The sequence below is a fragment of the Candidatus Zixiibacteriota bacterium genome (assembly GCA_040756055.1).
Lineage (GTDB): Bacteria > Zixibacteria > MSB-5A5 > GN15 > FEB-12.
On the sequence record JBFLZR010000008.1, the window covers coordinates 82,601 to 105,595 of the forward strand.

Below are 22,995 nucleotides of genomic sequence, written 5' to 3' on the forward strand. Positions count from 1 at the left end.
GATGGCCAACCTCAAGAAGACAAAGACCGCTTTTTTCTGCACCAATTGCGGGGCGGAGCATTCCAAGTGGCAGGGGCAGTGTCGGGAGTGCGCGCAATGGAATTGTCTGGTAGAGGAGAAGATCATTGTCAAGAAATCCCCGGCCAAATCGTCGTTGACATCCCAACCGAAAAAGCTTCCGGAGATTAAATACGAGACTGAGTCCGGCCATGAGACGGGCATTGTCGAACTTGACCGTGTACTCGGGGGACAACTTCTTGAGGGTATGACCGTCCTGCTGGGCGGCGAACCCGGAATCGGAAAATCCACGCTGCTTTTGCAGGCGGCTGAGGCATACTCGCGCAAAGGATTATCCGTGCTTTATGTTACCGGTGAGGAGTCATTGCCGCAGTTGAAGCTCCGCTCGCAGAGGCTTAAAGTATCCGGTGACAACATTACGGTCTTGAATTCGACTTCTATCGAAGAGACCTTCCAGAGCCTCACCTCGGCACACTACGATATAGTTCTTGTCGATTCCATACAGACGATGGCGACCGACCAGCTGGATTCGCCGCCCGGGACGGTAGCTCAGGTGCGGGAAGTGAGTCATCAGTTGATTACCACCGCCAAGGCGATGGGTTTTGGATTGTTTCTTGTGGGCCATGTAACCAAAGATGGCATGGTGGCCGGTCCGAAGCTTCTGGAACACATGGTTGACACAGTGATATATTTCGAGGGTGATTCGACGCATCTTTACCGGATGCTCCGGGCCACCAAAAACCGTTTCGGTTCGGTGGCCGAAATAGGATTGTTTGAGATGATGCCCCAGGGTTTGGTTGAGGTTGGCAACCCATCGTCGCTGTTTATGTCCCACCAGCCGGATCAGCCCCGAAGCGGGTCGGTGATCGCGGCCATTTGTGAAGGGAACCGTCCGATTCTGGTCGAGGTTCAGGCGCTGGTTACATCGGCAAATTATGGCACTCCTCAGCGCGTCGCGGGTGGTATAGACAACAAACGGCTCGCTTTGCTTCTGGCCATACTTGAAAAACGGTGCGGCTACCCGATGGCTTCGAATGATGTTTTCGTATCGGTGGCAGGCGGACTCAAACTCACAGAGCCGGCGCTGGATCTTCCGCTGCTGACAGCCATTGTGTCCTCGCTGCGAAACAAACCGGTTGACGCCCGGACGGCAATCATTGGGGAAGTGGGGCTTTCAGGAGAGGTGCGCGGCGTTACCATGGTTGACCGGCGCATAAACGAAGCCACCCGGCTTGGTTTTAAAACTATGGTACTTCCGCGTGTAAATACCACGCAATCGAAAGACGCGGGCATAAAGCTCGTTCACGCCGATAACATTCAAGCCGCGCTGGACGCTATACTTGGATAAGATTTACTCGTTACAATCTACTGATGGCAAGGCTCGCCGCGGTGAAATCACGACCGGCCACGGCAAGTTTCAGACTCCCGCGTTTATGCCGGTCGGGACTTCGGGAGCGGTCAAGGCGCTTACGGCGGGTGACCTTGAAGAGATCGGTGCGGAGATTGTACTCGGCAATACTTACCATCTGTATTTGCGTCCCGGTACGGAGATAATCAAATCACAGGGGGGATTATCGAGCTTCTCCGGCTGGAACAGACCGATGCTCACCGATAGCGGCGGTTATCAAGTGTTTTCTCTGAGGGACATATCGAAGATCAGCGACGATGGCGTGACGTTTCAGTCGCACCATGATGGTTCTTATCATACCTTCACGCCTGAGAACGTGATGGAGGTTCAGCACGCTATCGGGGCCGACATAATAATGGCATTCGACCAATGCGTGCCTTATCCGGCGGATGAGGGGCTGGCGGCCACCGGTGTGCGAAGGACGTATGATTGGGCGAAACGATGTTCGGCAAGGTACCGGGAGTTGGAAGGAAAAGGGAATTCAAATTATCGGCAGTATCTGTTCGGTATCGTGCAAGGCTCCACGTACGAAAACCTTCGGACGCAATCCGCCGAACAAATTGTGTCCCTTGATTTGCCGGGTAACGCGATCGGTGGTTTGTCGGTAGGGGAGAGCAAGACGGAAATGGAAGATATGCTGGCGCACACGATCGAATATCTCCCGCCGGATAAACCGCGCTATTTGATGGGTGTCGGGTATCCCGAGGACATTCTCATGGCGGTGTCGTATGGTGTGGATATGTTTGATTGTGTCCTCCCCACCAGAAACGCCCGTACCGGCAACGTGTTTACATCGGAAGGTCAGATTGTCTATCGGAACGCCGATTATGCGCGTGATGAACGTCCCCTTGACCCCAATTGTGACTGCAAAGTGTGCCGTCGCTATAGCCGGGCTTACATCCGGCATCTATACAATCAGTCGGAGATAACCGGCATGGTGCTGGCTTCCTATCATTCGAGTTATTTCTATCAAAATCTCCTGAAAAACATTCGGCAGGCGATTTCCGAGGGCAGATTCGATTCGTTCAAGCGGGAATTTCTTCAAAGATACCGCATCAACCGTGACGCTACATCTTTAGAGTAAACAGATAACCGATACTCACCCGGAAGTCGTTGAATCTGACTTCTCGCTTCGCGACCGAATACTGATTTTCATCAATTCTGGATGTAAAGGTGTAATCGGGGCGCGTGTCGGTGAGGCTTATTTCCAACGAAAAAGACTTGTGCCATCGCAGTCCTCCGGTGATTCGGTATCCGAGAACATCGCTCATACCAACGCTGGTGATGTGCTCGTAATTGAACAGCGAGTCGGACGTCTCCGCGGATACATTGAAGTTGTTCATGGAGTAAACCGGTCCGGCGCCCACGTATCCGGTGATCTTCTTTGTGCCCCGGTAGTAAATGGCTTCGATGGAGAACAGGCCGCGATGGAGGCTGCCGCCGGCGTAGACGGGAGAGTTTATGGAGCCGTAGCGATAGTCGAACGCCGCGCGAACGATGAAGGGATGATAGACCATAAGCTCGTATTTGACGGACAAATCCGGCCCGGCTGAAAGGATTGGGCTTGGACCATTGATGCCGGCGGTGAGGTGCAAGTTCATGTAGGCGATCGTGTCCTGCGCGGTAGGGTTCAGGGGGTATAGGGGCAGGCTCATGAAAGTCGCAAAGACTAAGGCCGTCATATCTGTTCTCCCTGGTTAGTTATTCTATTAGTAAAACGATAAAAGAAGTTAAAACGATGATAGGTAATTGAATATGGCGTAATTTTTTTGTGGTATAACGGCTTAAACGACAGAGGAAAGGCGGGGAAGATGGACCTTGATATCAGTGAAGTCGCCATTAGCGGCGGGCATTGTAAGTCGTTGATACGTAAGACAAAAATCTTATATTTTGGGGGCAAAACCGGTTGACATAGGCGCGGAATACGCTATATTAACAGCTTATGTTTTACGGCTGTGAATAAATTCACAAACACGTATGGTAAATAAGACTTTATCGCAAAATAAGTTAATGGAGTGAAAGATGGCTGACGCAAAGGTATATAAGAACTTCATAAACGGGCAGTGGGTCGAATCGAAATCGGGCAAGACGTTCGAAAACAGAAATCCCGCGAACACCGACGATCTTGTCGGTATTTTCCAGAAGTCAACCGCTGAAGACGTCAACATGGCGATCGATGCTGCGGCGGAGGCCTACAAGAAGTGGCGGCTCGTGCCCGCCCCGAAGCGCGGAGAGATTCTCTACAAAGTGGCTAATCGCCTGTTCAAGGAAAAAGAGGCGATCTCGCAGCAGATGACGCGCGAGATGGGTAAGGTGATCAAAGAGACGCGCGGCGACACCCAGGAAGCCATCGATATGACCTACTACATGGCCGGTGAGGGTCGGCGTTTGTTCGGCATGACGACTCCTTCGGAAATGATGAACAAGTTCAATATGACGATTCGTCAACCGCTGGGAGTTTGTTCGTTCATCACTCCGTGGAATTTCCCGATCGCGATTCCGTCGTGGAAGATGATGCCGGCGCTCATTTGCGGCAACACGATCGTTATCAAGCCGGCTACGGAGACACCGGCTTCGGTGGCTTATCTGATGAAAGTCTGCGAAGAGGAAGGAATTCCGGCGGGAGTCGTCAACATGGTTACCGGTTCGGGCGGTGCGCTTGGTGATGCGCTCATCAATCATCCGGCGGTCAGGGTGGTCTCGTTTACCGGTTCGACCGAGGTCGGCCGCAAGGTATCCGAGGCGTGTTCGACCAGTTTCAAGCATTCCTGTCTGGAGATGGGTGGCAAGAACGTACAGATCGTCATGGATGACGCCAAGCTTGATCTGGCGGTTGACGGCGCTCTGTGGGGCGCTTTCGGTACAACCGGTCAGCGCTGCACCGCGACCAGCCGTTTGATTATCCACAAGAGTGTTGCGGATAAGATGATCTCGATGCTGGTTGAGAGAGCCAAAAAGCTCAAAGTCGGCAATGGTCTTGATGAGTCGGTTGATATGGGCCCGTGCGTCAACAAAGGTCAACTTGAAACGGTTCTCAGCTATATTGAAATCGGCAAGAAAGAGGGCGCGCAGCTTTTGTGTGGCGGCGAGAAACTGACCGGTGGCGATTATGACAAGGGATTCTTCGTGAAACCGACTATCTTCGGCGGTGTTACGCAGAAGATGCGTCTGTGGAAAGAAGAGATCTTCGGTCCGGTGCTGAGCATCGGCACGTTTGACACTTTCGAGCAGGCCATTGAGATGGCTAATGATACCGCTTATGGTCTCTCGGCTTCGATTTACACCCAGGATGTTAACCGGGCGTACACGGCGATGCGCGATGTTTACACGGGTATTTTCTACGTCAACGCTCCGACTATCGGCGCCGAGACACACCTTCCGTTCGGCGGAACGAAGGAGACAGGCAACGGCCATCGCGAGGCCGCCACAGCCGCGCTCGATGTATTCAGTGAGTGGAAATCGATTTACGTGGACTTTTCGGGCGTGCTCCAGAGGGCGCAGATCGATAACGCGTAGGATGATTCCCTGGGTTTTGGAAGGCTATGAGTCGCTGCAAATACATACTTCGTGAGAAATCAGGCTGTACGCTCTGGTACCTGATTCTGTTCATCTGGATGGCTTCTTCGATATGACTGCAGAGGTCCGAGTCTGAGATCATGTAATTGCGATTGAAATGAATATGTATAAAAGCAAGTGGAGATAACAATGGCTACGAAAAGAAGGAAGATAATCATCATGGGAGCCGCCGGGCGCGACTTCCACAATTTCAATACCCTTTATCGTGACAACAACGATGTCGAGGTGGTGGCGTTCACGGCGACGCAGATTCCGGATATCGAAGGGCGTAAGTATCCCGCGGTTCTGGCCGGCAGGCTGTATCCGAAGGGCATTCCGATTTACGAAGAGGCTAAGCTTATCGATCTGATCAAGAAACACGATATCGACGAGGTGGTTTTCTCCTATTCGGATGTTCCGTACCAGTATGTGATGGAGAAGGCGGCGTACGTGATGTCTGCCGGGGCCCGTTTCGCGGTCGAGGGCGGCGAGCCGACAATGATCAAGTCGAGCAAGCCGGTGGTGGCAGTGTGTGCCGTCAGAACCGGATGCGGTAAATCGCAGACGACCCGCAAGGTGGCGGAAGTCCTGCAGGCCATGGGCAAGAAGGTTGTCGCTATCCGGCATCCAATGCCGTACGGCGATCTGGCCAAGCAGGCCTGTCAGCGTTTCGCCAAACTGTCGGACCTCGACAAGCACAAATGCACCATCGAGGAGCGTGAAGAGTACGAACCGCACATCAATCGCGGTATCGTTGTATACGCCGGCGTGGATTATGAAATGATCATCCGCGAAGCCGAAAAAGAGGCCGATATCATTTTGTGGGACGGTGGCAACAACGACATGTCTTTCTACAAGACCGACCTTCTGATTACCGTTGTCGACCCGCACCGTCCGGGACACGAGCTTTCCTATTATCCCGGTCAGAACAATCTGTTGATGGCGGACGTGATCGTTATCAACAAGATCGATTCGGCTGATCCGGATGGTATAGCCGAGGTGCGCGAGAATATCGCCGCGTACAACCCGGATGCGATCGTGATCGACGGTGCTTCGCCCATTGAAATTGATAATCCGAGAGCTATGAAGGGCAAGCGCGTTCTCGTCGTCGAGGACGGTCCGACGCTGACCCACGGTGAGATGCCGTATGGCGCGGGCGTAGTCGCGGCGCAGAAGTACGGCGCTGCGGAACTGGTCGATCCGAGACCGTTTACCGTGAAATCAATCACGAAGACTTTCGAGAAGTATCCCGAGATCGGCATTCTTTTGCCGGCTATGGGATATGGCGACGAGCAGGTCAAGGATCTGGAGACGACCATCAATCGGACCAAGTGCGACCTGGTGGTAGTGGCGACTCCGATTGATCTGACGCGCATAATCAAGATTAAGCAGCCGACGGTGCGGGTGTATTACAGCCTTCAGGAGATCGGCACGCCGGATCTTAAGATGGTTCTCGATGATTTCGTCAAGGGCCAGAAAAAAGGCAAAAACAAATAGGAGCATATTGGGAGCGGGCCGAAGAATATCGGCCCGCTTTCAGTTTGGATATACATTCTGACATATGTCTACGATTAAAACAGCTGTTGTTGCTCTTGGCGGCAATGCCATTACCCGTCCCGAGGAAGAAGACACCATCTACAGACAGTTTGCCAACACGCGCAAATCCCTGGACGGCATTGTTGAGCTCGCGCGGGATGGTTACCGGCTGGTGGTGTCTCACGGCAACGGTCCTCAGGTTGGCAACGCTTTGTTGCGGGTCGAGCTGGCGAGGGGAAAGGCCCCGATTCTTCCTCTGGGCGTACTGGTGGCCGACACCGAGGGCGGTATGGGCTATATGATAGAACAGTCGCTTCAGAACCGGCTCAGGGCGGAAAATATCAACAGGCCGGTGGTGACGATTATTACCCAGATGCTGGTCGATGAGAAGGATCCGGCATCGCTCAATCCCACCAAGTATATCGGGCAGTTCTATACGGAGGCGCAGGCGAAGGAGTATTCCGAGTCACGCGGCTGGCAGATGAAGACTGATGCCAACCGTGGTTGGCGCCGCGTGGTGCCGTCGCCCATTCCCTACAAGGCCGTAGAGGCCGAGACAATCAAGTTGCTGGTGGAGAATGGAACAATCGTTATTGCCGCCGGGGGTGGGGGTATCCCGATTTATATCGATGAGAAGGGCAACTACGAAGGTATCGACGCCGTGATTGACAAAGACCTTGCCTCGGCGGTTCTGGCACAGGAGATAGGCGCGGGGATTCTCTCGATTCTGACGTCGGTGGACCAGGTGGCCGTCAATTTCGGCAAGCCTGACCAGAGAAATCTGGCGAAAGTTACGGTTTCGGAGATCAAGAAACTGTATGAAGACGGACATTTTCCGGCCGGCTCCATGGGGCCGAAGATTACAGCAGCCATCAAATTCATCGAAGGCGGCGGCGAGCTGGTGACAATAACATCGCTGGAAAACGCGGCAGCCGCCATTCGCGGCGAGGCCGGTACGAGGATTGTTCCGGATTGATAATGTGTGAATTGTCACAGGATACTATTGAAGATATCCTGAAAAAGGGTAGAATTTACGAAGTCGGCGGCGCGGTGCGCGACCGATTCCTGCTGTTAGGGAAGTCCGTAAAGGACCGGGACTATCTGGTGACCGGCGTACCGTACGACGATTTGACGGGGATATTGAAGGGGCACGGTCGCGTGGATCTGGTCGGAAGGAGTTTCGGCGTCATCAAGTTCACGGAGTTCCGCGACGGTGCGGCTCATACTTTCGATATTACGTTGCCTCGGAAGGAATACTCCACGGGAATCGGCCATAAGGACTTCAAGGTGGATTTCGATCCGCATCTGAGGGTGGAAGATGATCTTTTGAGGCGCGATTTTACCATAAATGCCATGGCTATATCGCTCGACGATGATGTTTTGATCGATCCGCTCAACGGGCGGCTGGATCTTGACAATCGTCAGATTCGCATGGTTTACGACGGTTCATTTGAAGATGATCCGTTAAGAATGCTTCGGGCCATACAATTCGCGGCCAGGTTCAATTTCATGATTGAGCCCAAGACTTTTGAGGCGCTGCGAAGGAACGCGCATCTAATGAAGTCGGTATCCAGTGAACGTATAGCCGAGGAATTGAATAAACTTCTGGAGCTCGCTCCGCGCCCATCGGAAGGCCTCCGCATAATGCACACAACGGGTCTTCTGCGGGAAATCCTACCGGAACTCGAGGCCTGTATTGATGTGGATCAGCCGGGTGGGTACCACAAGTACGACGTTTTTGAGCATACCTTGCATGTTATAGATGCCGCGAAGCCTGATCTCAGGCTGCGGTGGGCAGCGTTGTTTCACGATATTACCAAGCCAAAGCACAAGCGGGTGGTTGAGGATGGGGCGACCTTCTACGGGCATGAAGTCAGCGCTGCGAAGGTGGCCAGAGAGGTGCTTGGTCGTCTCAAGTACTCCAATGACTTGATCAAGGACGTGAGCACGCTCTGTGAAAGGCATATGTTCACGACAGATGTAACGGACAAGGGATTGCGACGGCTGGTAAAGCGGGTTGGGGTGGATCTCATTTTCGACCTGCTTGACTTGCGGCGCGCCGATGTTGAGGGGCAGGGGATGGGCGGTTCGACGGATGATGTCGATCGGTTCGAGGCGGACATCAGGGCGGAACTCGAGAAAAAGCCGCCGTTCGGCCTATCGGATCTCGCTGTCAATGGCTCCGACTTGATGGCAATGTTCGCCATTCAACCGGGACCGGTAATCGGCGACATCCTCGATTATCTGATGGAACGAGTTCTTGACGAACCCGAGTTGAACACCTTCGAGCAGCTTAAGACTATAGCGACGGAATATTATCAAAAAATAGCGAAATATAAACATAGCGACAAGGAAACGAATCAATGAAAATTCACGAGTACCAGGCGAAAGAGATCTTCGCGGACGCCAAGATTCCGGTGCCGGGTGGCGGCATCGCCACGAATCCGGTTGAGGCTTTTGAGATTGCGGAAAGGTACCACAAGCCGGTGATGGTCAAGTCACAGGTGCACGTTGGCGGTAGAGGCAAAGCGGGCGGAATCAAGTTCGCGGAGAACGCCGAGGCCGCCAAAGTGCTGGCGCAGCAGATTATCGGAATGGATATAAAAGGTCTGACGGTCAAGAAGGTTCTCGTGACTGTCGCCGAGGATATCATCTCCGAGTCCTATGTCGGCATCATTCTCGACCGTTCTACGAAGAAGCCGGTGATCATGGTTTCCCCGGCGGGCGGTGTGGATATTGAAGAGGTCGCGGCCAAGACGCCGGAGAAGATTTTCAAGCTGTACGTCGATCCCGTTTTGGGACTGAAGAGCTATCAGGCAAGGAATCTCGCATACAAGCTTTATCGCGATATCGGCCAGGTGCGGGCCGCGGCCGACATAATCATGAAGCTTTACAATGTGTTCTGGAAAGTGGATGCTTCACTTGTGGAGATAAACCCCCTGATTACGAATACAGCCGGTGAAGTTATTGCGCTGGATGCCAAGATCAATATCGATGACAACGCGTTGTATCGCCAGAAGAACATAGCCGCCATGCGTGATCTCGACGCCGAGGACCCGGCGGAAGTGGAAGCGCGCGAGGGTGACCTGTCGTTCGTGAAACTGGACGGTAATATCGGGTGTATCGTCAACGGAGCCGGTCTGGCGATGGCCACGATGGACCTTGTCAAGCGCTACGGCGGCGAACCGGCCAACTTTCTCGATATCGGCGGCTCTTCCAATCCGCAAAAGGTCGTAACGGCCATGAAGATTATCCTTTCGGACCCGAAAGTGAAGGCTATCCTGATAAATATCTTTGGCGGTATTACCCGTTGCGATGATGTCGCGACCGGCATTGTCGCCGCCTTCAAGGAACTCAATCCCACCGTGCCGGTGGTTGTGAGATTGACCGGCACCAACGAGAAAGAAGCGTACAAGATTCTCAAGGCAGTCAATCTTCCCACCGAGGATACGCTGGATAAAGTAGTCAAGAAAGCCATCGAACTGGCGGGTGTAGAGTAACAACTCAACGAGGAAGAGGATAAGAAAATGTCAGTCTTCATAAATAAGAAAACTAAAGTAATCGTTCAGGGAATCACCGGCCGGGATGGTTCCTTTCACGCCGAACAGATGAAAGCCTACGGCACCGATGTCGTGGGCGGTGTTACTCCCGGAAAAGGCGGTACCAAAGTAGGCAGTATCCCGGTGTTCAACACCATGGAAGAGGCTGTCGAAAAGACAAAAGCGAATACCTCTGTTATCTATGTGCCGCCGGCCTTCGCGGTTGACGCCATTTATGAGGCGGTTGACGCTGGAATCAAGACTATCGTATGTATTACGGAGGGTGTACCGGCTAACGATATGATGAAGGTGTACCCTTATGTCAAAGAGCGCGGTGTGAGACTGATTGGGCCGAATTGTCCGGGATTGATATCACCCGGTGAGTCCAAGGTCGGTATTATGCCCGGCTCGATCGTGAAGAAGGGCAATATCGGCGTTGTTTCCCGCTCGGGCACCTTGACCTATGAAGCAATCTGGGCCCTGACGACCGAAGGGATGGGTCAGACGACATGTATTGGAATCGGTGGCGATCAGGTGATCGGCACCAATTTCATTGATTGTCTTGAAGCTTTTCAGGCTGATAACGCCACTAAGGCTATTGTCATGATAGGTGAGATTGGCGGCAGTGATGAAGAGGATGCGGCGGCCTATATCAAGAAGCGCGTCACCAAGCCGGTGGTGTCGTTTATCGCCGGCCAGACAGCCCCTCCCGGCAAGCGTATGGGACATGCCGGAGCCATTATTTCAGGTGGCACCGGCACGGCTGCGGAAAAAATAGCCGCTCTGAACAAGGTGGGTATTCCGGTAGCGTTTTCACCGACTGAGATTCCGGGCTTGTTGAAGGAGTTGATGTCCGGGAAGAAAAAGACCCCGGCCAAAAAGGCAAAGAAAACGCCGGCTAGAAAGACCTCAGCCAAGAAGGTGTTAGCCAAGAAGACGCCAGATAGGAAGACGGTCGGAAACAAAAAGACCACGCTGAAGAAAGCGGCCAGGAAAACGAAGAAATCGACCAAGAGACAGCCCGGTTCGGACATGAATAAGAAACCGAAACGTAGATAGAGCGTTTTATATAATAATTGATACCTTTGAGGAACAAATATGACAGATTCGAACAAGATTGATGAGTCAGCTTCTAAGCCCAAGGTAAAGAGCAAATATGACTATTCCGTCGGTCCGCCGCCGCTGAAGATCAATCTGAGTTGGTGCAAGGCGTGCAACCTGTGTATCGCTTTATGCCCCCAGCAGGTTTTTGAGCCCGACCGTGACGGAAAGCCGGTTCAGGCCAGGCCTGAAAATTGTACGCAGTGCACGATATGCTGGGTACATTGTCCCGATTTCGCAATAACGTCTAATTATAAGTGAGGTAGAACAGGTATTAAAATGGCAGAAGCAGTAAAGAAACTACTCCAGGGTAATGGTGCCTGTGTTGAGGGCGCCATTTATGCCGGACTTCAGTTCTATGCCGGTTACCCTATAACTCCCTCTACCGAGATTGCCGAATCCTGTGCTCGCCAGCTTCCCAGAATCGGTGGCCGGTTCATCCAGATGGAGGACGAGATTGCGTCTATGGCCGCAATTATCGGTGCTTCCGTGACAGGACTGAAATCGATGACCGCCACTTCCGGTCCGGGTTATTCTCTGATGCTGGAAAACATTGGATATGCATACATGACTGAGACGCCCTGCGTTATTGTAAACGTGCAGCGCGGGGGTCCGTCCACCGGATTGCCGACCAAAGTCAGTCAGTCCGATACCATGCAGGCCCGCTGGGGTTCTCACGGTGATTATACCGCCATCGCGGTCGCTCCATCGACCGTCAATGACACGGTAACCGAGACAATTCGAGCCTTCAATCTCGCGGAAAGATTCAGAACGCCGGTGACGGTACTTCTGGATGAAGTCATCGGTCATATGCGGGAGATGGTGACGATTCCGCGGCCGGGTGAGTATGAGGTAATCAACCGCGTAAAGCCGACGAGCAAGCCGGAAGAATTTGTACCTTTCGAGATGACGCCGAACCTGGTGTCCCCGATGCCGTCGTACGGCGAGGGTTATCGCTATAATGTCACCGGGTTGACACACGACACGATGGGTTTTGCGACCAACCGTGCGGACGAGATTTTTGTCAAACTCGACAAACTCAAAAACAAAATAGAGAACTACAAAGACGAGATATTCAAACTTCGCGCCGAGAAGATGGATGACGCTGAAGTGGTCTTTATTACATACGGTTCGGTGTCCAGAGCCGCCCTCCAGGCTACATCGCTGGCTCGACAGGCAGGATACAAAGTTGGGTCGATTCAACTATACACGATTTGGCCGTTTGCTTATGACCAAATCAGGGATCTTTGTTCCCGCTGCAAGAAGGTCATCGTTGCCGAATTGAACATGGGTCAGGTCATCGATGAGGTCAAGAAAGCGGTGTGCGGAGACGTGGACATCATTCCGCTGCAGCGTTACGATGGTGAAATTCTCACTCCCGCCGAGCTGCTCGGCAAGCTCGAGGAGGTGCTCTAATGGCTACGACAGAACAACACAAATCCGATTCGATGCTGAACTATCTGCGGCCACGCAAGAAATTCCCGAGCGTCTGGTGTCCGGGATGTGGCAACGGTATCGTGATGGGCGCCTTTATCCGGGCGGTCGAGAAGCTTGGATACTCCAAGGACGAGGTGGCTATGGTCTCAGGTATCGGATGTACCAGCCGGATGCCGGTCTACCTGGACTTTAACTCGCTTCACACCACGCACGGCAGGGCGCTTGCCTTCGCGACCGGCGTGAAGTTCGCGCGGCCGAACATGAAGGTGGTTGTGATTACGGGCGATGGTGATGCTCTTGCTATCGGCGGTAACCACTTCATTCATGCCTGCCGGAGAAATATCGACATTACCGCCATTCTGATTAATAACTATATCTATGGCATGACCGGTGGTCAGGGTTCGCCCACGACCCCCGGCGGTTCGTTCTCCACAACCACGCCATACGGCAACGTGGAGAAGCATTTCGAGCCATGTCATCTGGCTATCGGCGCGGGAGCGTCTTTCGTTGGGCGTTCCACCGTATATCACTATCCTCAGATGGAGAAAATGATTATGCAGGCGTTGGAGCACAAGGGCTTTTCGCTCGTGGAAATCATCTCCAACTGTCACACCTACTATGGCCGGTTGAATCGCAAGGGTGATGCCACCGCCATGTTAAACTTCATGAAAGAAAACTCCGTCACTACGGCCAGGGCCAAGAGTATGACGGAGGAAGAGTTGAAGGGCAAGTACCTAATCGGCACCCTCCACGAGGATACTGTTAAAACCGAATTCTGCGACGAGTACCAGAGAGTCGTCGATGCCCAGAAAGGATAGAGAGGAAACCTATGGCTGGAAAAATACTCGGTAAAGTTGGTATTCCCCAGGATCGTTTCGAGATCCGGCTATCCGGTTCGGGCGGCCAGGGAATGATCTTCGCGTCGGTCGTTCTTTGTGAGGCCATCGGCAAAGCCGGCGGAAAGAATGTGGTGCAATCACAATCCTACGGCCCGGAGGCCCGCGGAGGCGCTTCCAAGGCGGATGTGGTAGTTTCTTCCGAGGAGATTTACTACCCCAAGGCGATGAAACTTGATCTGCTCCTGGCTATGACCCAGGAGTCCCTGGACAAGTATTATCCGGATCTCAAGGAAGGCGGCACGCTGGTGGTCGATACGTCGATGATCACGGAATTTCCGACGGAGAAATACTACGGATTGCCTTTCACCCGGCTGGCGCGTGAAGAAGTCGGGCATATCATGGTAGCCAACGTGATTGCTCTCGGTTCCATTTGCGCTCTTACCGGTATCGTGCCGTTGGACGTTTTGACGGATGCCGTGCTGGCGCGCGCGCCGCGGGGTACCGAGGACAGAAACAAGAAAGCTCTTCAGATTGGCCATGACGAAGCCATGAAGCTAAAGAAGTAGCCCGTTGAGGTAAACAGGTTGAACCGAACATTATTGATCATTAAGCCTGATGCCACAGAGCGAAACCTGGTCGGGCACATCATCAGTCGTCTTGAAAAAGCCCGCTTCAAGATCGTTGAGATGAAAATGGTGCGTCTGACAAAAACGCAGGCGCGCCAGTTCTACGCGGTCCATGAAGGTAAACCGTTCCTTGACGCCCTCGTCGAGTTCATGACATCGGGGCCGGTGGTGCCGATGGTTCTTGAGAAAGAGGGCGCGGTTTCCCAGTTGCGGACGCTCGTGGGCGCCACCAATCCGGAGAAGGCGGATTGCGGCACCATTCGTTACGAGATTGGAATGGATATTCAGAGGAATTCCGTTCATGCCTCCGACTCCGACGAGAACGCCGCAAAAGAAATAGCTTTCTTTTTCTGAGAAACACAGGGGTCGCTACGGACAAAGATCGGTGCTTAGCGGCCAAACGACAGAAAGCAAACAGGTCGTCGAGATGGATATCAAGCTGGCCTATAACGCGGGTGAGATTGTCATTCACTTGCCTGATGATGTGAGTGTCACCGAATATTCGCCGAAATTGGCGCCACGGGAAGTTGATCTGTCGACTTTTCGTCGCGGCCTATCCGATGCCGGCGGTGAAGAATTACTTGCTTCGAATAGCCTCCTGTTTGTGGTCAACGATGGTCATCGCAATACGCCAACACCGAGGATCCTGAGCCTGCTTGATCAAATCAACCCGACTGTTTTAGACCGGGCATCGTTTGTGGTGGCCTGCGGCACCCATGAGCCGCCGACCGAGCAGCACTATCTCAAGATATTCGGGGATCACCGCGAAAGGGTCGAGCCGCGGGTGCGGATTCACGACTGTCGCGATTACTCGACGATGACAAAGATCGGGCGCGACCATTTCGGTGAAGAGGTCTGGCTCGATAGCGTCTTGTTTGAGTACGACGAGGTGGTCATGATAAGTTCGGCTGAGCCGCATTACTTCGCCGGTATGACAGGCGGGAGGAAGTCGCTTGTTCCGGGGCTGACTGATTTCGCCACGGTCGAACGCAATCACAATCAGGCAATATCGCTGGATGCCGCGCCGTTGAGGCTAAAAGGGAACCCGGTTGCCGAGCACATGGCGTCGGTTCTCGACATGATGGGCGCCCGGAAGTTCTTCGGGATTCAGGCTGTTATCGACGCGTCAAAGAAAATGGCCGCTGTGTTTTTCGGAGATCTGAAGACCTCTTTCGAAAGCGCCTATGAGTATTCGTGCGCGATGTATGCCAATCGTGTCGATAGCTACTACGATACCGTCATTTGCGAAATGCTGCCTCCGCTGGACAATAATCTGTATCAGCTTCAGAAGGCGCTTGAAAACTGCCAGAGGGCGGTAAAAGATGGCGGCCGAATTATACTCGTGTCATCATGCGCCGGCGGAATAGGCTCTGAAAATTTCTACAGGCTGGCCGACAACTGGGATCGGGAAAAGAACGAGCCGAAGGATGGAGTTATCAGGTTTGGCTCACATAAGCTGTCACGGGTTAACGCGATGCAGCGTCGCATTGACGTGAGGGTGTATTCAACTTTGCCTGATGATACCGTGAGGCACGTTTTTTATGAGCCGCTTCACAGTCCGGACGAATGTTTTGCGTCAATAAACGTTGCTGAACATAAGATAGCCGTTGTCCGGGATGCCGGACATACTGTTTTGACAACTTAAAACTTAACTAAACACCATACCCAATTAGGGAGAGGTACCATGAACAAGAAGATAGCAGTTATCGGTGCCGGAAATGTAGGCGCCAGCACCGCCATGTATCTGGCCGAAGCAAATTTTGCCGACGTCGTAATGGTCGACATTATCGAAGGCGTACCGCAGGGCAAAGGTCTCGATCTCTCGCAGGCCGGGCCGGTCCGTGGGTACAATGCGATGGTTAAAGGCACGAACAAGTTCTCCGACCTTAAGGGTGCCGACATCGTAATCATGACAGCCGGGCTTCCGCGCAAGCCGGGGATGTCACGCGAGGATCTGTTGAACATGAACGCCGATATCGTCGGCTCGGTGGCCAAAAATATCAAAAAATATGCCCCGAAGAGCTTTGTTATCGTGGTGTCGAACCCCCTCGATCTGATGACTTATCACATGCAGCAGGTCACGGGGTTCGAGAAGAACCGCGTTTGCGGGCAGGCCGGTGTGCTCGACTCGACTCGTTTCCGCACGTTCGTGGCGATGGAACTCGGCGTTGCGATGACGGATGTGCAGGCGATGGTACTCGGCGGTCATGGCGATACCATGGTTCCTCTGCCGCGCTATACCACTGTTGCCGGTATTCCAATCGGCGAACTTATTCCCAAGGACCGTATAAAGGCGATATCCGACCGCACCGCTGACGGCGGCGGCGAAATCGTAAGATTGCTCAAGTCCGGATCGGCATATTATGCCCCGGCCGCTGCCTCGGTTGACATGTGCCGCGCCATCTTCAACGATGAGAAGAGAGTTCTGCCGGCGTCGGCCTACCTGACCGGACAATACGGCATCAAGGATATTTACATCGGCGTTCCAGTCGTGCTTGGGGCCAACGGTGTGGAGAAGATTATCGAGCTCAAACTTGCCAAGGGTGAGATAGCCGCTCTGCAGAAATCGGCCGCTACGTACAAAGAACATCTCAAGATTCTTGGCTACTAAAAGGAGTATCGATGGCAAATTATAAGCATATCCAGGTTCCGAAAGACGGTAAGAAGATCACGGTCAAAAACAAGAAGCTGCAGGTCCCCGACAACCCGATTATTCCGGTAATCGAGGGTGATGGTACCGGGCGCGACATCATGAAGGCTACCAGACGCGTGGTCGATGCGGCCGTGGAAAAGGCATACGGCGGCAAGAAGAAGATTGCCTGGATGGATGTGTATGCCGGTGAGAAAGCCTTTGAGCTTTATGGCGAATGGCTGCCCGATGAAACTGTCAAGGCTATCAAGACCCATCTTGTGGCATTGAAAGGCCCTCTGACGACACCGATCGGCGGTGGGTTTCGCTCGCTCAATGTCTCTCTGCGCCAGATTCTGAATCTGTATGCCTGCGTGCGTCCGGTCAAGTGGTTTAAGGGTGTCGGCTCACCCGTAACTCATCCGGAGAAACTGAACGTCATCATCTTCCGTGAGAATACCGAAGACGTTTACGCGGGCATTGAATGGAAGAAGGGTACCCCTGAGGCGAAAATGGTCATTAACTGGCTCAACAAGACGATGAAACGCAACATCCGTCTGGACTCCGGCATCGGCATCAAACCGATCTCGGTGACCGGTACTCGTCAGCTGGTTCGCAAGGCCATACAACATGCCATAAAGAAGGGACTGCCGTCTGTCACTCTGGTCCACAAGGGTAACATAATGAAGTTCACCGAAGGGGCCTTTAGAGACTGGGGTTATGAGATTGCAAAGAAGGAATTTCGGAGCCAGATCGTAACCGAAGACGAGGTCTGGGCGAAGTACAAGGGCAAGGCCCCTAAGGGTAAAGTGGTCATCCAGGATCGTATAGCAGACTCTATCTTCCAGCAGGTATTGACCCGACCGGATGAATATAGTGTCTTGGCTACGCCGAATCTGAACGGTGACTATTTGTCCGACGCTTGTGCGGCTCAGGTGGGTGGTCTTGGTATGGCTCCCGGCGCCAACATTGGCGACTATATCGGATTGTTCGAAGCCACTCACGGCACGGCCCCGAAGTATGCCGACAAGGATGTCATCAATCCGTCATCGGTGATCCTCTCGGCGGTCATGATGCTCGAATATCTGGGCTGGGACAAGGCCGGCAATATGATTGAAGACGCCATTCAGAAGACGATCAATAAAAAGACGGTCACTTATGATTTAGAGCGGCAGATGAAGGGCGCCAAGAAAGTTGGTACTTCGGAGTTCGCGACTAACATCATCAAGAACATGTAACGAGGCTGTCCTATCGTTGGCTAAAGAAAGGAAGGCTTTAGAGCCTTCCTTTTCTTATTTCTGACCGTACGGTTATTGTCCGGGGCGCAGCCTCGTCAGCGCAGTACTGGCATTGGTATTCTCAGGGTTGAGTTTCAGAGACTTCTGATAGTTTGCCACAGAACCAGTAGTATCTCCCGCTGCTAACAATGCCTCGGCATAGCTGTCGTACACATTGGCGGATTGCGGATACAGATCCACGTTGAGTTGGAACAATTCAAGTGCATCTTCGAGCTTGCCAGCCAGAAGATATTCATAGCCCATGCGGTTGAGCCTGTTTTCACTGAGAATGTCAATGCCCGGGTCCCGTTTATGCATGGAACGGTATAGGTTCACTGCCGGCTTTACGCCTGATGCGTTCATCACTCTGAAGAACTCCCGGCCAGAGAGGAATCCAATCACGGTCTGGCTCAGCAGTTCAGGCTGCTCCATGGGGATCCTGTGGGCGCAGTCCTTAAGTACTACCCGCTCCGAACCTCTGATCCCTGCCGCAATGGCGCCGGCGTTGGCATGAATATCGGGAAGGTCATACTCTCCAGAGATAATCAGCGCGGGGATATCCAATTCGTCCAGAGAATCGAGAGTCGTATAAGAAGGTGCTTGTTCGAGCCTGTTGAATATCTGGTCAACGTTGTTCAGGTAACCTTCCATCAAGGTGTGGGCTTCCTCGCGGACCTGCGGATTGCCACTGTAGATCTCGTAGGGATCTTCGTCGAGATAGTAATTCAGGAGAAGAACCGGGTCCGAGAAAATCGCCGGATCCTGATGTCCACCTCTGGTGAGAAAGTGGTCTGTTAAAGGCAGTCCGCGCACCACCGGACTGACGAGAATGAGATGAGTAATTCGGTCCTGGTGCTCGACCGCAAAATCAAGGGCAAGGCGGGCCCCGGCGGACATACCGATTACGATTGCACTATCAATTCCGAGTTTTTCGAAGAGCGTCAGCAGGTCATCAACGTTAGAATATGGTTTCGTGGGCACGGGAGATTTGCCGAATCCGCGGCGATCGTAGCGAATCATTGTGAAGCGGTTTGCGCAGTTTTCCCACTGGTGGTTCCATACGGCAGAGTGAATAAGACCGTCGTGCAGCATTATCATTGTTGGTCCCTGCCCGGCAACTTCATAATACAGTTGTCCATCGGGGACCTCGACATATCCCGTTTCTCCGCTCTGAAAGCCGCGGGCCGGTTGTGATGGCAACATCAGTCCCAAAACAAAAACTATTGTTGCTGTGAAGTGTTTAGACATGAAATGTATCTCCATTTCCTCCAGGTGTTGTCTCCGGCCGGAACTGTCAATGGCCGGATTTATCTGGTAGACGTGCGAGTAGCCGTAAGGTGTTTAGCACTTTGACTGAGATGCTGCAGATTGCTGCGGCGGGAGGATAGAAAGGTCCACGATAACAATTCTTTTCGCGCGTCCCCTTTTTTCATGGCGTGAAAGCCATAACTGCTTATCTGACTGTCTGGTACGGACCAGTGTTTTTTCAGCGTTCTTTGCCACGTTTTAGTTGACTTAATATTGAAAAATTCTTACCCCTGAACCGTCTTGAGACTTGAATGCGAGTCTCGGACAAGAGGTAATAAAATTGCTCAGGAAGCCGACAATAAGGGAAGAGATGTCGGTTTCTTGAACGACACCGGGCATATTGTTACAAGTACTCGACTTATTGAACGCCTGAGTCGATTTGCGAGCGGTTGTTGTTCAGAAAGCGGACACGAGCGCAAATAATAGGGACAGGCAAATCGAATCAAGGCTAAGACAGAACCTGTTACTGATGGTCTCGCGTGTTTGGGAATGGATTGTAAACAAGGCACTTATGTTCATATCAGGGGGCTGGGAAAATCCCTGTCAAATAAATCCACCCAGAACCGTTTCCGGCATTGGGATTGCCAATACAGGACAATTGGAACAATCGTGGATGAGGTAGACCATGGATGTTAGGATTCTGGTGAAGAGGATTATCGTAGGGTGGATCATTCTGCTGCTTCTGGTGGCGTTTTTTGGCAGAGTGACAATAGCGGAGACGAATGCGGGGAACACGGCCGCGGAGTTTCTTCTTATAGGTGCCGGAGCGAGGCCCTCCGCAATGGGCGGAGCCTTTTCGGCCGTATCAGAGGGCGCGGTAGCTTCTTATTGGAATCCCGCCGGTCTCACAAGTGTTGAGACCAGCGAGTTTCTTCTGAGTCACTTCGCCTGGTACCAGGACATGACCGTTGAATATGGTGCGTATGCCAGACAAATGTCGGACAGGATGACCCTGGCAGCGTCAGTCACATATTTCAATTATGGCGCTATCGATGGATTCGATTTGAGCGGCCTGCCGACAGGGGAGATCAGCGCCTACGATATTGCCGGCGCGATTTCGCTGGGGTATAAGACGAGTGAAAAGCTGTCCCTTGGCTTGACCGGCAAAGTGATTAATCAGAAACTCGACGATATCAGCGCAACGACTTTCGCTGTCGATTTCGGCACCAAATATGACCTGGGTCGTATCGCTCTTGCCGGTGTGCTGACCAATCTGGGGCCGGACATTTCGTTTGACGGAACCACCGAGAATCTTCCGGCGGCGCTTCATCTGGGTTTAGCCGGATATCCGGTTGAAGACAGGCTTCTGCTCACCGCCGATGTTGAAAAGAGACTTCACGGTGAAACGGTTGTTCATCAGGGGGTAGAGTTTAATCACAACGGCCAATATTTCCTCAGATCCGGTTACAGTTACTATCCGAGTGCCGATGAAAGGAATTTTGCCACTGGAATCACGCTGGGAGCGGGTTTGAAATTCAATAACGCCGCTTTCGATTATGCCTATACGTTCGAAGAAAAATACAGCTCTGAGGACCTTCACAGGTTCACCATAATCTTTCAAATTGGCCCTTGATCCGGCACGCAGAAACAGACTCGAATTAGCAGAAGAAACCAGCCCGACGGCTGGTTTTTTCTTTGCCAACCGTCGTTTTCGGACTAGGCAATTCGTTGCATGTTTTGTGTTCAAAATTCGCACTATGTTTCCGCCATTGCAGAAACACGGGGTAACGGACCAAATTAGTCCACGCTTCGATTTTCGAGCGAAATCTTATGCTGCTGCCTGCCAACCGCTTACAATAGTGTCAAAATTGGTATTACTTTTCTGTTAGTCCTTTACACGCTGGCAGAAGTTTTGCTTCACGGAAAGTAACGCAGTGATTGTATACTCCTCGTTATTTTAAAAAATATGGAAAACATTCAGAGTAACAGCAGTAATATACAAGCTCAGAGTACGGTCGCGGTCCCAAGGAGGGCTTATTCTTATGGAGTTGCTTCCGGGTTGACCGTATCACCCTCTGTAACTTTGCCTCAGTCGCAATCCTTGACTTTTTCGGGGTATGTAAATTTCTTGTTCTCGGAATATTTTAAGGGATTGCTGTTTATCCTGGTGACTTCGCTTTTCATCTTTGCCATGCCGATGGCGGTGACCAGGGGGGGCAGCCTTAAGGGGATATTGATGGGATTTGGAAAGAGATTCATGGATATTGTGGGCTCGACAGTCGGGCTGATTCTCACATTGCCGTTTTGGCTTGTCGTACCCATACTGATAAAACTCGATTCTCCCGGTCCGGTGTTTTACTCGCAGGTCAGGGTTGGAGTTAACCGTCGTAAAGGTCAGCGTCGCGTTTATCAGAAGTCCGATGTAGGGGAGAGTCGCCATCGGGAGCGTCGCCGTGAAGATCTTATGGGCCGCCCGTTCAAGCTTCACAAGTTCCGTACGATGGTGAGTGATGCTGAGAAAGAATCGGGACCGGTGTGGGCCACCAAGAGTGATCCGCGAATAACCCGGATTGGTAAGTTTTTGCGCAAGACGAGAATAGATGAAATCCCCCAGTTCTGGAATGTGCTGAAGGGTGATATGTCGTTGGTGGGTCCCAGGCCGGAACGTCCGAGCTTCGTGCTGGATTTGTCTGCCAAGATAAAAGGATATACTAATCGCTTGAATGTCAAGCCGGGTCTTACGGGATTGGCTCAAGTGGAGAATGGTTATGACTCTTCCCTGGCGTCGGTGGTACGCAAAGTACGCTATGACCTTGAGTATATTGAAAAAAGGTCATTTTGGACCGACATCAGGATTCTGCTTAAGACAGTGGTGGTTGTGATTACCGGCAAGGGCGCCTGTTAATTTGTTAGAAAAATTCGTGGCCGTGGCGGATGTCACGGCCTTTTTTTATGACTTGTTTTTGAATATTCATTTTTATATTGTTAAATCATTCCAAGGGGTTTTAACCTTTACTTCAGGGAAGAAGATGACGTCAAAGAAACTCGCATTCATCATATTAGCCGCTTGTGCTATTCCTGTTTCCGCGGCGGGTCAGGCCAGCATGACCGGCGACCTTACCGTTCGCACTGATCCCCAGGGAGCCCAGGTTCGACTATCCGGTGGGGCCAGGGTTTCGGGAGTGACTCCGGTTCGCTTCAGACATCTTCTAGTCGGTGACTATGAACTCACTTTAAAGAAGCACGGGTACGAAACATATAAGACCCGAATCGAGCTTGACCCGACTCGTCAGATGGAAGTCGACATCAAGTTATCTCCAAAGACCCGGTTCAAGACGGCCGTCAGGTCACTTTTTATCCCCGGCTGGGGTCAGCGGTATGCTGATCGCAAGACGAAAGGGTGGGCTTTTACTTTTCTGACAGTCGCTGCCGGGGTAAGTTATCTTTACGCCGATGACGAGTTCGATTTCAGGTTCGATGAGTTCAAGAAGATCGAAAGGGAATACGACTCGCTGGCAGTTGATGGAAATATTGAGGAGTTACGCCGCGTTCAACCGCTTCTGGCAGCGGCGCAGGAAAGCGCTTACGATGCTGAGAATGTCAGGCGGATTGTTATCGGGGTCGGTATCGGAATCTGGGCGCTGAACGTAATCGACGCTCTGTTTTTCTTTCCGGAAGAAAAAGGGACGTTTACGGTGAAGGGCCTCACCATGACCCCCACAGCCGATTCTGAAAGTGTCGGGCTGTCCATTTCCATGAAGTTATAGTCGAGGAAGATAGGG

The 22,995-nt window shown here is 52.4% G+C and carries 20 protein-coding genes and 1 pseudogene; 19 read left to right on the plus strand and 2 right to left on the minus strand.

Annotation, left to right across the window (positions count from 1 at the left end):
• Position 1 precedes the first annotated feature (1 nt).
• Complete coding sequence (gene radA, locus AB1483_13165) at positions 2-1,366, plus strand: DNA repair protein RadA (GenBank protein ID MEW6413400.1); 1,365 nt, start codon at positions 2-4, stop codon at positions 1,364-1,366.
• Entirely contained in the window at positions 1,359-2,510 is a 1,152-nt protein-coding gene (tgt, locus tag AB1483_13170) for a tRNA guanosine(34) transglycosylase Tgt (protein ID MEW6413401.1), read from the plus strand. The genes radA and tgt overlap by 8 nt, the downstream gene beginning before the upstream one ends.
• Here the strand turns inward: tgt and AB1483_13175 are convergent.
• Complete coding sequence (locus tag AB1483_13175; protein MEW6413402.1) at positions 2,494-3,108, minus strand: hypothetical protein; 615 nt, start codon at positions 3,106-3,108, stop codon at positions 2,494-2,496. The two genes, tgt and AB1483_13175, sit on opposite strands and share 17 nt — an antisense overlap.
• A 340-nt stretch (positions 3,109-3,448) precedes the next feature.
• Here AB1483_13175 and AB1483_13180 point away from each other — a divergent pair, with 340 nt between their 5' ends.
• The 14 genes and pseudogenes from AB1483_13180 to icd all read left to right on the plus strand — a co-directional run bounded on the left by AB1483_13180 (position 3,449) and on the right by icd (position 17,926).
• On the plus strand, positions 3,449-4,942 hold the full coding sequence (locus tag AB1483_13180; GenBank protein ID MEW6413403.1) for an aldehyde dehydrogenase family protein: 1,494 nt from the start codon (positions 3,449-3,451) through the stop codon (positions 4,940-4,942).
• A gap of 189 nt (positions 4,943-5,131) precedes the next feature.
• On the plus strand, positions 5,132-6,478 hold the full coding sequence (locus AB1483_13185; GenBank protein MEW6413404.1) for a cyclic 2,3-diphosphoglycerate synthase: 1,347 nt from the start codon (positions 5,132-5,134) through the stop codon (positions 6,476-6,478).
• Positions 6,479-6,542: 64 nt separating this feature from the next.
• Positions 6,543-7,493 carry a carbamate kinase gene (gene arcC, locus AB1483_13190; GenBank protein MEW6413405.1) on the plus strand — a complete coding sequence of 317 codons (951 nt, stop codon included), beginning with the start codon at positions 6,543-6,545 and terminating at the stop codon, positions 7,491-7,493.
• A 2-nt stretch (positions 7,494-7,495) separates the two neighbouring features.
• Positions 7,496-8,884, plus strand: coding sequence for an HD domain-containing protein (locus AB1483_13195; GenBank protein ID MEW6413406.1), 1,389 nt, complete (start codon positions 7,496-7,498; stop codon positions 8,882-8,884).
• Positions 8,881-10,017 (plus strand): ADP-forming succinate--CoA ligase subunit beta, encoded by a 1,137-nt coding sequence (gene sucC / locus AB1483_13200; protein MEW6413407.1) that lies wholly within the window; start codon positions 8,881-8,883, stop codon positions 10,015-10,017. The genes AB1483_13195 and sucC overlap by 4 nt, the downstream gene beginning before the upstream one ends.
• 27 nt (positions 10,018-10,044) lie before the next feature.
• Positions 10,045-10,908, plus strand: a pseudogene (gene sucD, locus AB1483_13205) (succinate--CoA ligase subunit alpha).
• Positions 10,909-11,154: 246 nt separating this feature from the next.
• The gene (locus tag AB1483_13210) at positions 11,155-11,418 is read left to right on the plus strand and encodes a 4Fe-4S dicluster domain-containing protein (protein MEW6413408.1); all 264 of its coding nucleotides are present in this window, start codon (positions 11,155-11,157) and stop codon (positions 11,416-11,418) included.
• Positions 11,419-11,436: 18 nt separating this feature from the next.
• The gene (locus AB1483_13215; GenBank protein ID MEW6413409.1) at positions 11,437-12,573 is read left to right on the plus strand and encodes a 2-oxoacid:acceptor oxidoreductase subunit alpha; all 1,137 of its coding nucleotides are present in this window, start codon (positions 11,437-11,439) and stop codon (positions 12,571-12,573) included.
• Positions 12,573-13,412 carry a 2-oxoacid:ferredoxin oxidoreductase subunit beta gene (locus AB1483_13220; protein ID MEW6413410.1) on the plus strand — a complete coding sequence of 280 codons (840 nt, stop codon included), beginning with the start codon at positions 12,573-12,575 and terminating at the stop codon, positions 13,410-13,412. The genes AB1483_13215 and AB1483_13220 overlap by 1 nt, the downstream gene beginning before the upstream one ends.
• Before the next feature lie 11 nt (positions 13,413-13,423).
• Positions 13,424-13,999: a 2-oxoacid:acceptor oxidoreductase family protein gene (locus tag AB1483_13225; GenBank protein MEW6413411.1), complete on the plus strand. Its 576-nt coding sequence runs from the start codon at positions 13,424-13,426 to the stop codon at positions 13,997-13,999.
• A gap of 18 nt (positions 14,000-14,017) precedes the next feature.
• Positions 14,018-14,413 carry a nucleoside-diphosphate kinase gene (gene ndk, locus AB1483_13230; GenBank protein MEW6413412.1) on the plus strand — a complete coding sequence of 132 codons (396 nt, stop codon included), beginning with the start codon at positions 14,018-14,020 and terminating at the stop codon, positions 14,411-14,413.
• Between the two features lie 31 nt (positions 14,414-14,444).
• A complete protein-coding gene (locus tag AB1483_13235) occupies positions 14,445-15,704 on the plus strand; it encodes a lactate racemase domain-containing protein (GenBank protein ID MEW6413413.1) in 1,260 nt (419 codons plus the stop codon).
• A 39-nt stretch (positions 15,705-15,743) separates the two neighbouring features.
• A complete protein-coding gene (mdh, locus tag AB1483_13240) occupies positions 15,744-16,670 on the plus strand; it encodes a malate dehydrogenase (GenBank protein ID MEW6413414.1) in 927 nt (308 codons plus the stop codon).
• Positions 16,671-16,681: 11 nt separating this feature from the next.
• Positions 16,682-17,926 carry an isocitrate dehydrogenase (NADP(+)) gene (icd, locus tag AB1483_13245; protein MEW6413415.1) on the plus strand — a complete coding sequence of 415 codons (1,245 nt, stop codon included), beginning with the start codon at positions 16,682-16,684 and terminating at the stop codon, positions 17,924-17,926.
• Between the two features lie 72 nt (positions 17,927-17,998).
• Here icd and AB1483_13250 read toward each other — a convergent pair whose 3' ends face one another.
• Positions 17,999-19,213 (minus strand): alpha/beta fold hydrolase, encoded by a 1,215-nt coding sequence (locus tag AB1483_13250; GenBank protein MEW6413416.1) that lies wholly within the window; start codon positions 19,211-19,213, stop codon positions 17,999-18,001.
• Between the two features lie 685 nt (positions 19,214-19,898).
• On the opposite strand from AB1483_13250, the gene AB1483_13255 reads away from it, so the two are divergent.
• From AB1483_13255 to AB1483_13265, 3 genes are all read left to right on the plus strand, one after another.
• The gene (locus tag AB1483_13255; protein ID MEW6413417.1) at positions 19,899-20,846 is read left to right on the plus strand and encodes a PorV/PorQ family protein; all 948 of its coding nucleotides are present in this window, start codon (positions 19,899-19,901) and stop codon (positions 20,844-20,846) included.
• Positions 20,847-21,341: 495 nt separating this feature from the next.
• Positions 21,342-22,118 (plus strand): sugar transferase, encoded by a 777-nt coding sequence (locus AB1483_13260; GenBank protein ID MEW6413418.1) that lies wholly within the window; start codon positions 21,342-21,344, stop codon positions 22,116-22,118.
• 124 nt (positions 22,119-22,242) lie between these two features.
• Positions 22,243-22,980: a PEGA domain-containing protein gene (locus tag AB1483_13265; GenBank protein ID MEW6413419.1), complete on the plus strand. Its 738-nt coding sequence runs from the start codon at positions 22,243-22,245 to the stop codon at positions 22,978-22,980.
• Positions 22,981-22,995 lie beyond the last annotated feature (15 nt).